Annotated in this window: 13 protein-coding genes and 1 tRNA gene; 9 read left to right on the top strand and 5 right to left on the bottom strand. The window is 66.5% G+C overall.

All coding sequences use genetic code 11. From position 1 onward, the window contains the following. Positions 1–76 precede the first annotated feature (76 nt). The 3 genes from uvrA to N800_RS15145 form a co-directional block, all read right to left on the bottom strand. Positions 77–3,037 carry an excinuclease ABC subunit UvrA gene (uvrA, locus tag N800_RS02170; RefSeq protein ID WP_084087082.1) on the bottom strand — a complete coding sequence of 987 codons (2,961 nt, stop codon included), beginning with the start codon at positions 3,035–3,037 and terminating at the stop codon, positions 77–79. Positions 3,038–3,219: 182 nt separating this feature from the next. Then, entirely contained in the window at positions 3,220–3,408 is a 189-nt protein-coding gene (locus N800_RS02175; protein ID WP_036134227.1) for a hypothetical protein, read from the bottom strand. Between the two features lie 110 nt (positions 3,409–3,518). Then, entirely contained in the window at positions 3,519–3,962 is a 444-nt protein-coding gene (locus tag N800_RS15145) for a YidB family protein (protein ID WP_052107817.1), read from the bottom strand. A 220-nt stretch (positions 3,963–4,182) separates the two neighbouring features. On the opposite strand from N800_RS15145, the gene rplU reads away from it, so the two are divergent. From rplU to obgE, 3 genes are all read left to right on the top strand, one after another. Further along, on the top strand, positions 4,183–4,500 hold the full coding sequence (rplU, locus tag N800_RS02185; protein WP_036134229.1) for a 50S ribosomal protein L21: 318 nt from the start codon (positions 4,183–4,185) through the stop codon (positions 4,498–4,500). A 12-nt stretch (positions 4,501–4,512) separates the two neighbouring features. After that, positions 4,513–4,770 (top strand): 50S ribosomal protein L27, encoded by a 258-nt coding sequence (gene rpmA / locus N800_RS02190; protein WP_036134232.1) that lies wholly within the window; start codon positions 4,513–4,515, stop codon positions 4,768–4,770. A gap of 75 nt (positions 4,771–4,845) precedes the next feature. Continuing rightward, positions 4,846–5,892 (top strand): GTPase ObgE, encoded by a 1,047-nt coding sequence (gene obgE, locus N800_RS02195; RefSeq protein WP_036134234.1) that lies wholly within the window; start codon positions 4,846–4,848, stop codon positions 5,890–5,892. A 60-nt stretch (positions 5,893–5,952) separates the two neighbouring features. Here the strand turns inward: obgE and N800_RS02200 are convergent, their stop codons facing one another. Beyond that, positions 5,953–6,525 (bottom strand): hypothetical protein, encoded by a 573-nt coding sequence (locus N800_RS02200; protein ID WP_036134236.1) that lies wholly within the window; start codon positions 6,523–6,525, stop codon positions 5,953–5,955. A gap of 194 nt (positions 6,526–6,719) precedes the next feature. Then, positions 6,720–6,989, bottom strand: coding sequence for a 30S ribosomal protein S20 (gene rpsT, locus N800_RS02205; protein ID WP_036134239.1), 270 nt, complete (start codon positions 6,987–6,989; stop codon positions 6,720–6,722). Positions 6,990–7,136: 147 nt separating this feature from the next. Here rpsT and murJ point away from each other — a divergent pair, with 147 nt between their 5' ends. From murJ to N800_RS02235, 6 genes are all read left to right on the top strand, one after another. Further along, the gene (gene murJ / locus N800_RS02210) at positions 7,137–8,753 is read left to right on the top strand and encodes a murein biosynthesis integral membrane protein MurJ (RefSeq protein ID WP_036134349.1); all 1,617 of its coding nucleotides are present in this window, start codon (positions 7,137–7,139) and stop codon (positions 8,751–8,753) included. Positions 8,754–8,783: 30 nt separating this feature from the next. Next, positions 8,784–9,764, top strand: coding sequence for a bifunctional riboflavin kinase/FAD synthetase (locus tag N800_RS02215; RefSeq protein ID WP_036134241.1), 981 nt, complete (start codon positions 8,784–8,786; stop codon positions 9,762–9,764). A gap of 56 nt (positions 9,765–9,820) precedes the next feature. After that, positions 9,821–12,619, top strand: coding sequence for an isoleucine--tRNA ligase (gene ileS / locus N800_RS02220; protein ID WP_232227518.1), 2,799 nt, complete (start codon positions 9,821–9,823; stop codon positions 12,617–12,619). 38 nt (positions 12,620–12,657) lie between these two features. Beyond that, positions 12,658–13,176, top strand: coding sequence for a signal peptidase II (gene lspA, locus N800_RS02225; protein WP_036134245.1), 519 nt, complete (start codon positions 12,658–12,660; stop codon positions 13,174–13,176). Positions 13,177–13,185: 9 nt separating this feature from the next. Further along, positions 13,186–14,136 (top strand): 4-hydroxy-3-methylbut-2-enyl diphosphate reductase, encoded by a 951-nt coding sequence (gene ispH / locus N800_RS02230; protein WP_036134247.1) that lies wholly within the window; start codon positions 13,186–13,188, stop codon positions 14,134–14,136. Between the two features lie 36 nt (positions 14,137–14,172). Further along, positions 14,173–14,248: transfer RNA gene (locus N800_RS02235), tRNA-Thr, on the top strand. Positions 14,249–14,454: the final 206 nt, after the last annotated feature.

A 14,454-nucleotide genomic window follows, 5' to 3' on the forward strand; every position in this document is an offset into this window, starting at 1 on the left:
GCCGCAGGCTTGCGCCGACGTGGAGCGGACTTGCGCGGCTTACGGGCCGGCTTGGCGTCGGTGGGAGTGTTGTCGCTCATTCGGCGGATTTCTTCTTGTTGGTCTTGCGCCCGGTGCCCGTGGTGCCGGCAGGGCTGGGTTTGGTCTTTTCAGCTTTGGCCTTCTCGGCCCTGCCCTTGGTGGTGGCAGGTGCCTTGCCCAGCATCGGCGCCAGGAAACGTCCGGTATGCGAGTGCGGCAACGCCGCGATGTCCTCCGGGGTGCCGGTGGCCAGGATGGTGCCGCCGCGATGGCCGCCTTCCGGCCCCAGGTCGACCACCCAGTCGGCGGTCTTGATCACGTCGAGGTTGTGCTCGATCACCACCACCGTGTTGCCGTCATCGCGCAGGCGATGCAGCACGGCCAACAGGTGCTCGATGTCGTGGAAATGCAGGCCGGTTGTCGGTTCGTCGAGGATGTACAGCGTGCGCCCGGTGTCGCGGCGCGACAGCTCCTTCGACAGCTTCACGCGCTGCGCCTCGCCGCCCGACAGCGTGGTCGCGCTCTGGCCCAGCTTGATGTAGCTCAGGCCCACGTCCATCAGTGTTTCAAGCTTGCGGGCAATGGAGGGCACGGCTTCGAACAGGGCCAGCGCATCCTCGACGGTCATCTCCAGCACGTCGTTGATGTTGTAGCCCTTGTACAGGATCTCCAGCGTTTCGCGGTTGTAGCGCTTGCCGCCGCACACGTCGCACGGCACGTACACGTCCGGCAGGAAGTGCATCTCCACCTTGATCAGGCCGTCGCCCTGGCAGGCCTCGCAGCGGCCGCCGCGCACGTTGAAGCTGAAGCGGCCCGCTGCGTAGCCGCGCGCCCGCGATTCGGGCACCTGCGCGAACAACTCGCGCAGCGGAGTGAACAGTCCCGTATAGGTGGCCGGGTTGGAGCGTGGCGTGCGCCCGATCGGCGACTGGTCGATGTCCACGACCTTGTCGAACAGGTCCATGTTCTCCACCGAACGGTGCGGCGCCACGGTGTGTGCGGCACCGTTGAGCTCGTTGGCGGCCAAGGTGAACAGCGTGTCGTTGATCAGTGTCGACTTGCCCGAGCCGGACACGCCGGTGACACAGGTCAGCAGTCCCGACGGGATGTCGAGGTCAACGTCCTTGAGGTTGTTGCCGCTGGCACCGCGCAGGTGCAGCATCGCCTTCGGGTTGGACTTGTGGCGCTTGGCGGGGATCTCGATGCGCTTGGTGCCGCTCAGGTATTGGCCGGTGAGCGAGCGGGGTGCCTTCAGCACGTCCTCGTAAGAGCCCTGCGCCACGACCTCGCCGCCGTGCACGCCCGCGCCTGGCCCGATATCGACGATGTAGTCCGCAAGGCGGATCGCATCCTCGTCGTGCTCCACCACGATGACGGTGTTGCCGAGGTCGCGCAGGCGGGTGAGGGTGCCGAGCAGGCGCTCGTTGTCGCGCTGGTGCAGGCCGATCGAGGGCTCGTCGAGCACGTACATCACGCCGACCAGGCCCGCACCGATCTGGCTGGCCAGGCGGATGCGCTGCGCCTCGCCACCGGACAGCGAGTCAGCCTTGCGCTCCAGCGTCAGGTAATCGAGCCCCACGTCCACCAGGAAGCGCAGCCGGTCACCGATTTCCTTCACGATCTTGGTGGCGATTTCGCCGCGCCAGCCCGGCAGGTTGAGCGTGCGGAAGAAGGAGAGCGCCTCGTCCACCGGCATCACGACGATGTCCGGCAGCGGCCGCTCGGCCACGAACACATTGCGCGCCGCGCGGTTCAGTCGCGCGCCGCCGCATTCGGTGCACGCGCGCTCGCTGATGTACTTGGACAGCTCCTCGCGCACCGCAGGTGACTCGGTTTCCTTGTAGCGCCGCTCCAGGTTGGGGACGATGCCCTCGAAGCGGTGCTTGCGCTGGTGCTTGCTGCCGCCTTCGGTGAGGTAGGTGAACTGGATCTGTTCCTCGCCGCTGCCGAACAGCACCGCTTGGCGCACGTCCTCCGGCAGATCCTGCCAGTGCGTGTCCACCTTGAAGTCGTAGTGCTTGGCCAGTGACTGGATCAGCTGGAAGTAATACGCGTTGCGACGATCCCAGCCGCGCACCGCGCCTGCGGCCAACGACAGCTCCGGATGCACCACCACGCGCGCCGGGTCGAAGAACTGCGCCACGCCGATGCCATCGCAGGTCGGGCAGGCGCCCACCGGCGAGTTGAACGAGAACAGTCGCGGCTCCAGTTCCGGAAGCGAGTATTCGCACACGGGGCAGCTGTACTTGGACGAGAACAGCAACGGGGCGGCCTCGGGGGCATCCATCGACATCACCGAGGCCATGCCGTCGCCCAGCTTCAACGCCGTTTCGAACGACTCGGCCAGGCGCTGCTTCATGTCCTCGCGCGGACGGAAGCGGTCCACGACCGCCTCGATGGTGTGCTTGACCCGCAGCGCCAGCGGCGGCACCGCATCAATCTCGTGCAGCACGCCGTCGACGCGCACGCGCACGAAGCCCAGCGCGCGCAGCTGGTCGAACACCTGCGCGTGCTCGCCCTTGCGCTCTCGGACTACCGGTGCCAACAGCATGTAGCGCTGCTCGGCGGTCTCGGGCTTGTCGGCCAGCGCCACCACCTGGTCCACCATCTGGCTGACGGTCTGCGCCTCCAGCGGGTAGCCGTGGTCGGGGCAGCGCGGCAGGCCGACGCGCGCATACAGCAGGCGCAGGTAGTCGTAGATCTCGGTGATGGTGCCCACGGTGGAGCGCGGGTTGTGCGAGGTCGACTTCTGTTCGATCGAAATCGCCGGGCTGAGTCCCTCGATGTGGTCGACGTCGGGCTTCTCCATCACGCTCAGGAATTGCCGCGCGTAGGCCGACAACGACTCGACGTAACGGCGCTGGCCTTCGGCGTATATGGTGTCGAAGGCCAGCGACGACTTGCCGGATCCCGACAGGCCGGTAATCACGATCAGCTTGTCGCGCGGCAGGTCGAGGTCGATGTTCTTGAGGTTGTGCGTCCGCGCACCGCGGATGCGGATGTAGTCCAGCGCCATCGGGTCTCTGGGTCTCTGCCTGGGGGAGGGCGGCCGTCAAAGCGACGGCGAACCGATGAGCGTATCGACTGGGGCGGGCACTAGCAAATGCGTGTCCGGGACGGTCAGGCACGACCACGCCGCCTGCCGCGCGCCCTTGCGGTGCTCGAGGCAGCACGGGTCCCGGTACGCGGCCCCGGCTTTCAATCCTTCCGCGACGGCGTGTCCTTGCGGGAGCGGTCGATGTTGGCGAGGTCTTCGCTCAGCTCGCTGAGCCAGTCGTGGATGCGCTCCCGGCGGCTCCTGGGCTGTTGGACCTCGGCCTGCGGGGGCGGCATCGGGCGCTCATGGCGCAGCCGCCGTTGGATCTGTTCGATGATGTGCGGTTTCACGGCGAGTCTCCTCCTGCAGGAGGCGCGGGCGATTGGGCGCCCAAGCCAGTGAAGCACAGTGCGCGTTAAATGACGGATAGCCGCGCCGCGAGCGGGCGGCCGTTGGCGGGTTACATCCCGCCGCGTCGCCAGCGTTCGATGTGGCCCCAGCCTTCGCCCATGTCGCCGAACCATTCTCGCAGCTTGTCCAGCAAGCCCGGTGCCGGCAGCTCGCCCTGCTCACTGAGGACATCCACGGCATCGGGCAGCATCGCGGCCGCCAGGTCGCCGACCGTCTGCACGGGCAGCCCAGCGTGGGTGGCGATGGCCTGTAGAGCATCGGGCCCCACCGCCGCCTCCAGCTCACGGGCGGTGATGGGGCGGTTCTGGCCGTGGCCCAACCAGGAGCTGACTACGTCGCCCAGCCCCACCTCCCGGAAAGCCTGCAGGAACCCTTCGGGGCCGCCATGCTTGGGGTTGAAGGCCAGGCCGATCATCTCGCCCAGGACCTTCTTGACCTGATGCTGGTCCACACCGAAATCCGCGGCGGCCTGCTCGACGATCTTCTCGTACATTGGGCAAGTCCTTGATGTTGAATGGATTATGGCGAAATGGGCGGAGTCCGCGAGAGCCGGAACCGGCCCTCAGGCCAACGGGGTGCCGGGCCCGGAGCGGTCATGGCCCGGCGGGAGTCCGCGATAGTTGCCGTAACCCGCTGAAACCCCTACAATTCCGCTTCTGTCCGCCCACGAAGGCGGCGCAGGCGACCAAAATAACTACAGAGGAATCTGGTCAATGTACGCAGTAATCGTTACGGGCGGTAAGCAGTACCGCGTGATGCAGGGTGAAACCCTGCGCGTCGAACTGCTCGAGGCCGAAGTCGGCAGCGAGCTGAAGCTGGACAACGTCCTGATGCTGGGCGGCAGCGATGGCGTGAAGGTCGGCGACGCCCTGAAGGGTGCCGTTGTCTCCGCCAAGGTGGTTGGCCACGGCCGCGCCGACAAGGTGCGCATCGTGAAGTTCCGCCGCCGCAAGCACCATCGCAAGCAGATGGGCCACCGTCAGCATTTCACCGAAATCGAGATCACCGGCATCGCCGGTGGCAACAAGTAAGGAGAAGCCGCCATGGCACAGAAAAAGGGCGTAGGCTCAACCCGCAACGGCCGCGACTCCAACCCGAAGTACTTGGGCGTCAAGATGTACGGCGGCCAGGCCATCGAAGCCGGCAACATCATCGTGCGTCAGCGCGGCACCCAGTTCCATCCGGGCGCTGGCGTCGGCCTCGGTCGCGATCACACGCTGTTCGCGCTGGTTGATGGCAAGGTCGAGTTCTCGACCAAGGGCCCGAAGAAGCGCCGCACCGTCAGCGTCGTCAGCGAGTAATCGCGACGCGTTGGCTGCGAAGGGCCCCGCTTCCTGCGGGGCCTTTTGCTTTCTGGAACACTGAAAGAGGTTTGCATGAAGCTGGTCGATGAGGCCGAAATCCTGGTCACCGCGGGCGATGGCGGCAATGGCTGCATCGGGTTCCGTCGCGAGAAGTTCATCCCCTTGGGCGGCCCCGACGGCGGTGATGGCGGCGCGGGCGGCAGTGTGTGGCTGGTCGCCGACGAGAACCTCAACACCTTGGTCGACTTCCGTCACGAGACCAAGTTCAAGGCGCAGCGCGGCGAGAACGGCATGGGCCGGCAGGCCTATGGCAAGGGCGGCAGCGACCTGACCATCACCGTGCCGGTCGGCACCGTGGTCATCAACGTCGACACCGACGAGGTGATCGGCGACCTGACCCGCCACGGCGAGCGCCTGCTGGTGGCCAAGGGCGGCAAGGGCGGCCTGGGTAACATGCACTTCAAGAGCTCGATCAACCGCTCGCCGCGCAAGGCGTTGCCGGGCCTGCCGGGCGAGGAGCGCACCCTGAAGCTGGAGCTGAAGCTTTTGGCCGACGTGGGCCTGCTGGGCTTCCCGAATGCGGGCAAGAGCACGCTGATCCGCGCAGTGTCCGCCGCCACGCCAAAGGTGGCGGACTACCCGTTCACCACGCTGTACCCCAACCTGGGCGTGGTCAGCGTGGAGCCCCATCGCAGCTTCGTGATCGCCGACATTCCGGGCCTGATCGAGGGCGCTGCGGAAGGCGCGGGGCTGGGCACCCAGTTCCTCAAGCACCTGCAGCGCACCCGCCTGCTGCTGCACCTCGTCGACATCGTGCCGATGGAGGGTGGGGTGGAGATGAGCCCGGCCGACCAGGTGCGCGCCATCGAGCGCGAACTGGAGCGTCACGACCCCGAACTGCTGAAGAAGCCGCGCTGGCTAGTGCTGAACAAGGCCGACCTGCTGCTGGAGGAAGAGCAGAAGGAGGTCGCCGAGGCAATCATCGCTGAGCTGGGCTGGACCGACCGCTGGTACCTGGTTTCTGCCATCAGCCGCGAGGGCACGTGGCCGATCATGAAGGACATCATGGCCTTCTTCGACCGGCAGCGTGAGGACGCGCTGGAAGCTTCCCAGCAGTGAGGCATAAAAAAACCCGCCTGAACAAGGCGGGTTTTTTGTGGAGGCAACGTCCGGCCGGTTTCAGCGACCGTCTTCCACGCGCAGCGTATTTTCGTCGCTGATCGACTGAGGCTCGAGGTCGTGGTGCTTCTTGGCGACGTCCTCGTGGTTTTCCTCGGCCCAGGCGAGGGTCTTCGGGGAGTTCACCGTCAGCGCGGTGCCCTTGTCCTCGCCACTGAAGTCCGCGGTGGCCAGCTCAGCCTGGCGGACCGGCTCCAGGCCCCAGATGCCTTGGATGATCCGCGCGCGGAAGTAATAGACCTTGCCGGCTTCAACTTGTGCCTTGTAGAACCGGACGCCCGCGGTGCCGCCAAAAACCGTGGTCATGAACACGTGCTCGCCGGCCGGCACGGTATACGCAACCTTGCTGCCGGCATCTGCCAGGCCAACGAATTTGGTTTCATCGCCCGTGACGTCGAATACCGGGACCGCCACGGCGGCACCCACGAATTTGCCGGGGCGCATGAACACAATGGTGGCCTTGTCCGGCGCGACCGCGAGCGGTTCCTTGGACTTGGCCATCTTGCCGGCATGCGCCGGGACGAGCACGGCGAACAGCATGGCAGTGGCGAGCACTGCGCGAAGCAACTTCATGTTTTTCCCCCAAGAGTGATGTTGTGGCCGTTCGTTCATCCATGTGAAGAACGGCCGGAAGAGACTACTGTCCGATCAGCCGATCATCAATCCTGCCGTATTGGCATTTCTTCCCAATGGGGTGGGCCGGAAAACGCAGGCACAAAAAAACCCGGCCGGAGCCGGGTTTTCTCGTGAGGCGTGCAACCGAACGATCAGGCGGCCTTGAGGGCCTTGATGCGAGCGGTCAGGCGGCTCTTGTGACGGGCGGCCTTGTTCTTGTGGATCAGGCCACGCGAGCTCAGGCGGTCGAGGACCGGCTGGGCCACGGCGAAGGCGGCTTCGGCACTGGCGGCGTCGTTCTCGCCCAGGGCCTTCAGCACCTTCTTCACGGCGGTGCGCAGCATCGAACGCTGGCTGGCGTTACGGGCATTGCGCACAACTGCCTGCTTGGCGCGCTTCTTGGCGGACTTGATGTTTGCCACGGCGAATTCCTGAAATTTTGTAGATGAAGCTAGGTAGAATGGGGAAACGGAAAATCAGACGGGAAAGTATGGCCGTTTCAGTAGCTTGCGTCAACTGGCCCGATGTCAAGGGGGATATGGGGGCCGATGTGGCGTGGGGCAGCGTTCATGGCTAAGGGCCTGCTTCGATCTGCCAGCATCTTCAGTGTAATGACATTCATCTCGCGGGTCTCCGGCCTGATCCGCGATCAGGTGTATGCCGTCGTCTTTGGCGCCAGTCCCGCGATGGATGCGTTCGTGGTGGCGTTCCGCATCCCCAATTTCATGCGCCGCCTGTCGGCCGAGGGCTCGTTCGCCATGGCGTTCGTGCCGGTGCTGGCCGAGTACAAGGCCAAGGGCGACCAGGCCGCGGTCAAGGAACTGATTGACCGGGTCGCGGGTACGCTGACCGCGGCGCTGCTGGTGGTCACCGGCCTGGCCATCGCCGGGGCGCCGTGGGTGATGCAGGTGTTCGCGCCGGGTTTCGCGCCCGATGGCGAGCAGCATGAGCTGGCGGTGGAGATGCTGCGCATCACCTTCCCGTATGCGCTGTTCATTTCGCTGGCTTCGCTGGCGGGCAGCATCCTCAACAGCTTCAACCGCTTCGCCATTCCGGCGTTGTCGCCGGTGCTGCTCAACATCTCGATGATCACGGCGGCGCTGCTTCTGGCGCCGCGCATGGAGCAGCCTGTGTTGGCACTGGCCTGGGGCGTGTTTGCCGCGGGCCTGCTGCAGCTGGTGTTCCAGTTGCCGTCGCTGGCCAGGCTTGGCCTGCTACCCCGGCCGCGCTGGGGCGTGGCCCATGCGGGCGTGCGCAAGATCATGAAGCTGATGGTGCCGACGTTGTTCGGCTCGTCGGTCGTGCAGGTCAACCTGCTCATGAACACCGTGATGGCCTCGTTCCTGATCGGCGGCAGCGTGACCTGGCTGTACTACACCGACCGCCTGCTGGAGTTCCCGCTGGGGATGTTCGGTGTGGCCATCGGCACGGTGATCCTGCCGCACCTGTCGGGGCGGCATGCCGCGTCGGACCCGCTGGGCTATTCGAAGGGACTGGATTGGGGTTTCCGCCTCTGTCTGCTGATCGGCGTGCCGGCGTGCCTGGGCCTGATCCTGTGTGCCGAGCCGTTGATCGCCACCCTGTTCCAGTACGGACGCTTCGGCGCCGAGGACACGCGGATGGCGCAATTGAGCCTGATTGCGCAGTCGATTGCGGTGCCGGCGTTCCTGCTGGTCAAGGTGCTGGCGCCCGCGTTCTATTCGCGGCAGGACACCAAGACCCCAGTGAAATCGGCGGTGGCGTCGGTGGTGATCAACCTGGCCTGCACGGTCGCGTTGATGTCGGGACTGGTCTACCTGACCCCGGCAGGACACGAGGCATTGGCGGCAGCCGATGGGCATCCCATTGATGCACTGGGCCGGATTCCGGGCGCGCATGCGCTGCTGGCGCTGGCCATTGCCGTTGCGGGCTGGGCCAACGCACTGCAGTTGTGGTGGTACCTGCGCCGGGCCAATGTCTACCAGTCGCAGCCCGGTTGGGCGCGGTTCCTGCGTCAGGTCGGCCTGGCCAGCGTGGCGATGACCGTCGTGGTTGGCGTGTTCCTGTGGCTATGGCAGGACTGGACGGCCTGGTCGTGGTGGCAGCGCGGCATCCGTCTGGGCGTCATGGTCGGGGCTGGTGGGCTGGTCTACGGGGCCGTGCTCTGGCTGCAGGGCATCCGCCCCCGCGACCTGCGCGGGCATTGAGCCGGCGCGCGGCGGCTATACTTCAAGGTGATGAGCAGGCTGTTTCGTGACGTCGAGGGCGGGCCCCGGTGCCCGCACGGCAGTGTGGTCTGCATCGGCGCCTTCGACGGCCTCCACCTGGGGCATCAGGCACTGGTGCGCCACGCTGTGGCACGCGCACGCCTGCTGGGCGTGCCGGCGGTGGCGCTGACCTTCGAGCCTTTGCCGCGCGAATTCTTCGCCAGGGGCGTGCTTCCGCCGCGCCTGCTGTTGCCGCATGCCAAAGTGGAAGGGTTGTGCCGGCTGGGCGTTGACCAGGTGGGCCTGCTGCGGTTCAACGCCGCGCTGACCGCGTTGCCGGGCGCGGACTTCATCCGCAAGGTGCTGGTGGAACGCGTCGGTGCGCGCGAGGTCTGGGTCGGTCCTGAGTTCGGCTTTGGCAAGGGGCGTGACGGCAACCTGGCGTTGCTGCAGGCGCTGGGCGCCGAGCACGGCTTCATTGCCGGCGAGATCGCACCGGTGCTGCAGGATGGCGAGCGGGTGTCTGCCTCGCGCATCCGAGTGCTGCTACAGACTGGCGATTTCGAAGGCGTCGCGCGCCTGCTCGGTCGCCCCTATGCGATTGGCGGCCGCGTGGTGCGCGGCAAGCAACTCGGCCGTACGCTCGGGTTCCCCACCGCCAACCTGCGCTTTGCCGGCAAGGTGCCGGCACTGCAGGGCATCTACGCCACGCGCGTGCACGGACTGGAAGGCCTTCCGGGCGTGGACGCGATGAAGGCGGCAGCGGGCTGGCCGTCGGTGTCCAGCTTTGGCACCCGGCCCACGGTGGACGGCGTGGAGCCGCTGCTGGAGGCACATTTGTTCGACTTTGCCGGCGACCTGTACGGGCGCCGCATCGAAGTCGAGTTCGTCGCCAAGCTGCGCGATGAAGAGAAATTTACCGATCTGGCGGCACTGACCGCGCAGATGCAACGCGACGCCGTGCAGGCCCGCGCCATCCTTGAACAAGACCAACAACGAGCCTACGCGTGACCGCTGACGCCAACCCCTACAAGAGCACGCTGCACCTGCCGGCGACCGACTTCCCGATGCGCGGCGACCTGCCCAAGCGGGAGCCCCTCGCATTGGCGCAATGGGAGCGCGAGCGCCTGTACCAGCGTATTCGCGAGAAGACGCAGGGCCGTGAGCGCAGCTTCGTGCTGCACGATGGCCCGCCGTATGCCAACGGTGCAATCCACATCGGCCACGCGGTCAACAAGGTGCTCAAGGACATCATCGTCAAGTCGCGCCTGATGGACGGCTATGACGCGCCATATGTGCCGGGCTGGGACTGCCATGGCCTGCCGATCGAGATCGCGGTGGAGAAGAAGTTCGGCAAGGTGGGCGACAAGCTCAACGCCGCCGAGTTCCGGCAGAAGTGCCGCGAATACGCCGCCGAGCAGATCGACCTGCAGCGCGCGGACTTCAAGCGCCTGGGCGTGCTGGGCGACTGGGACAACCCGTACCGCACCATGGATTTCCGCTTCGAGGCGGACATGCTGCGCTCGCTGGCGAAGATCGTGGAGCGCGGCCACCTGTCGCGCGGTGCCAAGCCCGTCTATTGGTGCTTTGACTGCGGCTCGGCGCTGGCCGAGGCCGAGATCGAATACGCCGACAAGCTGTCGCCGGCGATCGACGTGGCCTACAGCGCGCAGGACGCCGCCAAGTTGGCCGCGCTGTTCGGCGTGGCACTGGAGGCGGGCACGGAAGTGGCCGTGCCGATCTGGACGACCACGCCGTGGACGCTGCCCGCCAGCCTGGCGGTGAGCATCGGCCCGGAACTCGAATACGCACTGGTCGAAGGCCCCAAGCGCGCCGACGGCGGCCGTCGCCTGCTGGTGCTGGCCGAAGCGCTGGCGACCCAGGCGCTGGCCCGCTACGGCGTGGAAGACGTCGTGGTGCACGGCACCGCGATGGGCAGCGAACTGGAAGGCGAGCTGCTGCGCCACCCGTTCTATGCCGAGCGCGACATCCCGCTGATCGTGGGCGACCACGTGTCCGCCGAGGACGGCACCGGCGCCGTGCACACCGCGCCGGGCCACGGCCAGGAGGACTTCGCGGTCAGCCAGAAATACAACATCATCGAGCGCTACACCGCCGCGCAGATGAACCCGGTCGACGGCCGCGGCGTGTACCTGCCCAGCACCCCTTCCGCCGAGGGCGTGGAGCTGGCCGGCCTGCACATCTGGAAGGCCAACGACGCCATCGTCGAGCTGCTGCGCGGCAACGGCCACCTGCTGGCGTTGGCCAAGCTCAACCACAGCTACCCGCACTGCTGGCGCCACAAGACGCCGGTGGTGTTCCGCGCCACGCCGCAGTGGTTCATCTCGATGGAGCAGGCCCACCTGCGCCGCGACGCACTGGCCGCCATCGGCAAGGTGGCGTGGGTGCCGGAGTGGGGCGAGGCGCGCATCTACGGCATGATCGAAGGCCGCCCGGACTGGACCATTTCGCGCCAGCGCACCTGGGGCGTGCCGATTGCGCTGTTCATCCACCGTGAGACCGGCCTGCCGCATCCGCGCTCGCCCGAATTGATGCGCCAGGTGGCCGAGCGCGTGGAGTCGGCCGGCGTCGACGTGTGGTACGACCTCGACGCCGCCGAGCTGCTGGGTGATGAAGCCGCGCAGTACGACAAGGTCACCGATATCCTCGACGTCTGGTTCGACTCCGGCGTGACCCACGAATGCGTGCTGGCGCAGCGCCCGCAGGACGGGCTGCGCAAGCCGGCCGACCTGTACCTGGAAGGCTCCGACCAGCATCGCGGCTGGTTCCACAGCTCGCTGCTGACCGCGGTGGCGATGGACGGCGTGGCGCCGTACCGCCAGGTGCTGACGCACGGCTTCACCGTCGATGCCGACGGCCGCAAGATGTCCAAGTCCCTGGGCAATGTCATCGCCCCGCAGAAGGTGGTGGATGCGATGGGCGCGGACGTGCTGCGCCTGTGGATTGCGTCGACCGACTACCGCTATGAGATGGCGGTGAGCGACGAGATCCTGAAGCGCAGCGGCGACGTGTACCGCCGCCTGCGCAACACCGCGCGCTTCCTGATGGCCAACCTGCACGGTTTCGACCCGGCGCAGCACCTGCGTCCGCTGGAGGACATGGTCGCGCTGGACCGCTGGATCGTGCACCGCGCCCATGAGCTGCAGGAGAAGATCAAGGTCGCCTACGAGCGCTACGACTTCGCCGAGATCGTGCAGTCGCTGGCCAACTTCTGCAGCGTCGACCTGGGTTCGCTGTACCTGGACGTGACCAAGGACCGCCTGTACACGATGCAGGAGGATTCGCGCGGCCGCCGTTCGGCACAGAGCGCGATGTACCGCATCGCCGAGGCGTTCGTGCGCTGGGTAGCGCCGATCCTGACGTTCACCGCGCAGGAGATGTGGGGCTACCTGCCGGGCAAGCGCGACGAGCATGTGCTGTTCGCCACCTGGTACGACGGGCTGGCGCCGCTGGGCGGCGACGCCGAACTGTCGGCCGAGGACTTCGAGCGGCTGCTGGCGCTGCGCGAGCAGGTCAGCAAGACGCTGGAGCCGCTGCGTGCCGCCGGCACGATTGGCGCGGCGCTGGAAGCAGAAATTGGCCTGCGCTGCGGCGTGGCCGACCAGAACTGGCTGTCGCCGCTGGTCGAGGAACTGCGCTTCCTGTTCATCAGCGGTGACGTACGGTTGATCGCCGACGATGCCGCGCACGACATCACCGTCGAGGCCGCGGCCACGGCAAAGTCGAAGTGCGTGCGTTGCTGGCACCATCGCGAGGACGTCGGCAGTGTCGCCGCCCATCCGCAGCTGTGCGGCCGCTGCGCGGACAACGTGGACGGCGAGGGCGAGGACCGTCGCTGGTTCTGAGCCCGCCTCCATTCCCCTTTTGCAACCGGAAAGACCCCTTGACTGCTTCCCGTCCCAAGCCCAACGCCCTCGTCTGGCTCGCGCTGTCCGCGCTGGTCATCGTGCTCGACCAGATCACCAAGGCCTGGGTGCTGTCCGACTTGCCGGAATACACCGCGATCCCCGTGATCGAGGGCTTCTGGAACTGGTACCGCACCTACAACACGGGGGCTGCGTTCAGCTTCCTGAGTGACGCGGGCGGCTGGCAGAAGTACTTCTTCGTGGTACTGGCCGTCGGCATCAGCGGCATGCTGGGCTGGTGGCTCAGCCGCACGGCCCGCGGCGACTGGAAGTCCGCGCTGCCGTACTCGCTGGTGATCGGCGGCGCCATCGGCAACGTCATCGACCGCCTGCTGCATGGCCACGTGGTCGACTTCATCCAGTGGCATTGGAAGGAGCACTACTGGCCCGCGTTCAACGTGGCCGACATGGCCATCGTCGGTGGCGCCATCGGCATCGCCCTGTTCGGCCTGCTGGGCGGGCAGGGCGGCAGGACCGACCCCGGCCGCAGGGGTTAAAATCAGCCCATGGACGTCCTGCTCGCCAATCCCCGCGGTTTCTGTGCCGGCGTCGACCGCGCCATCGAGATCGTCAAGCGCGCCATCGAGATGCTGGGCGCGCCGATCTACGTACGGCACGAGGTGGTGCACAACCGCTTCGTGGTGGATGACCTGAAGCATCGCGGTGCCGTGTTCGTCGAAGAGTTGGACGAGGTGCCCGATGGCGCCACCGTCATCTTCAGCGCGCACGGCGTGTCCAAGGCGGTGCGCGCCGAGGCCGACCGCCGCGGATTGAAGGTGTTCGACGCGACCTGCCCGCTGGTGACCAAGGTGCACCTGGAAGTCTCGCGCCACTGCCGTGCCGGCCGTGACGTGATCCTGATCGGCCACGAAGGCCACCCCGAGGTGGAAGGCACCATGGGGCAGTGGCAGCGCGAGCAGGGTCGCGGCCGGATCTACCTGGTGGAAGACGTGGCCGATGTGGAGGCGCTGGTCGTCGACCGGCCGGAGAACCTGGCCTACACCACCCAGACCACGCTGTCGGTGGACGACACCAAGGCGGTGATCGAGGCGATGCGCGCCAAGTTCCCGGCGATCCAGGGGCCGCGCCACGACGACATCTGCTACGCCACCCAGAACCGCCAGGATGCGGTGCGCGACCTCGCCAAGACCTGCGACCTGGTGCTGGTGGTGGGCTCGGTCAACAGTTCCAACTCCAACCGCCTGCGCGAGCTGGCCGAGCGCGAGGGCGTGGAGGCTTACCTGATCGACGGCGCGCCGGAGATCAACCCGATTTGGGTGCAGGGCAAGCGCCACATCGGCATCACCGCGGGCGCCTCCGCGCCGGAGGTGCTGGTGCGCGGCGTGATCGAGCGCCTGCACGAGCTGGGCGCAAAGCAGGTACGCGAGCTGGATGGGGAGCCCGAGGACATGGTCTTCGCGCTGCCCAAGGAACTGCGGTTGCAGCTGGTCGATTGACCCTCGCCGGGGCGATCCTTACAATTGCCGGTCTTCGCCGGAATAGCTCAGTTGGTAGAGCGGCGCATTCGTAATGCGTAGGTCGTAGGTTCGATTCCTATTTCCGGCACCACATCTTCAGAGCCCCGCTAACGCGGGGCTTTGTCGTTCAATGGCTTACGCTTTCCAGCAAGTATCAGCGGATGATCTTCATCCGCACTTCGTTCCTCGGGCCGTCCTAGCTTGCACTTACGTCCCATTTACGTGAAACGCCCCAACAAGCGCACTGCCCAGTTGGGAGGGGCGCTACTGGCTAGAGCGCTCGATAGCGATGGGTTC

Source organism: Lysobacter daejeonensis GH1-9, assembly GCF_000768355.1.
GTDB lineage: Bacteria > Pseudomonadota > Gammaproteobacteria > Xanthomonadales > Xanthomonadaceae > Aerolutibacter > Aerolutibacter daejeonensis.

Excerpts from the sequence above, each read along its gene's own strand:
- obgE (WP_036134234.1), top strand. The coding sequence starts at position 4,846 with ATGAAGCTGGTCGATGAGGCCGAAATCCTGGTCACCGCGGGCGATGGC.
- N800_RS02200 (WP_036134236.1), bottom strand. The coding sequence starts at position 6,525 with ATGAAGTTGCTTCGCGCAGTGCTCGCCACTGCCATGCTGTTCGCCGTG.
- uvrA (WP_084087082.1), bottom strand. The coding sequence starts at position 3,037 with ATGGCGCTGGACTACATCCGCATCCGCGGTGCGCGGACGCACAACCTC.
- murJ (WP_036134349.1), top strand. The coding sequence starts at position 7,137 with ATGGCTAAGGGCCTGCTTCGATCTGCCAGCATCTTCAGTGTAATGACA.
- ileS (WP_232227518.1), top strand. The coding sequence starts at position 9,821 with ATGCGCGGCGACCTGCCCAAGCGGGAGCCCCTCGCATTGGCGCAATGG.
- ispH (WP_036134247.1), top strand. The coding sequence starts at position 13,186 with ATGGACGTCCTGCTCGCCAATCCCCGCGGTTTCTGTGCCGGCGTCGAC.
- rplU (WP_036134229.1), top strand. The coding sequence starts at position 4,183 with ATGTACGCAGTAATCGTTACGGGCGGTAAGCAGTACCGCGTGATGCAG.
- N800_RS15145 (WP_052107817.1), bottom strand. The coding sequence starts at position 3,962 with ATGTACGAGAAGATCGTCGAGCAGGCCGCCGCGGATTTCGGTGTGGAC.
- rpmA (WP_036134232.1), top strand. The coding sequence starts at position 4,513 with ATGGCACAGAAAAAGGGCGTAGGCTCAACCCGCAACGGCCGCGACTCC.
- N800_RS02215 (WP_036134241.1), top strand. The coding sequence starts at position 8,784 with ATGAGCAGGCTGTTTCGTGACGTCGAGGGCGGGCCCCGGTGCCCGCAC.